At 66.4% G+C, this 241-nt stretch carries 1 protein-coding gene; it reads right to left on the bottom strand.

Going from position 1 to position 241, the window contains the following annotated elements; all coding sequences use genetic code 11:
* Positions 1-241, bottom strand: a 241-nt coding sequence (locus ACLQ2W_RS34060) for a beta-ketoacyl synthase N-terminal-like domain-containing protein (RefSeq protein WP_425792030.1), incomplete at both ends; no start/stop codon positions are given.

The raw sequence follows: 241 nt of genomic DNA, 5'->3' as shown, positions 1-241 counted from the left end.
GTATCCACCGACACCGCCGGACCCTCCAGACCCAGCGCGTACGCCACCCGCCCCGACATCACACTCGCCGCATTCCCGGTCAGCAGATGTCCCTCACTGCCGGTCTGCGCGTCACCGATCATCGAGATGTAGTCCTGGCCGTTGGTGCCGACATACACACCCACGTCCGAGCCGCGTAGCCCCGACGGGTCGATCCCCGCCCGCTCCAACGCCTCCCAGGAAACCTCCAACAACAACCGCT

It is taken from the genome of Micromonospora sp. DT227, from assembly GCF_049841835.1.
Lineage (GTDB): Bacteria > Actinomycetota > Actinomycetes > Mycobacteriales > Micromonosporaceae > Micromonospora.
The sequence above is the reverse complement of the archived record's forward strand: the minus strand, read 5'-3'. Positions and strand labels throughout refer to the sequence as shown.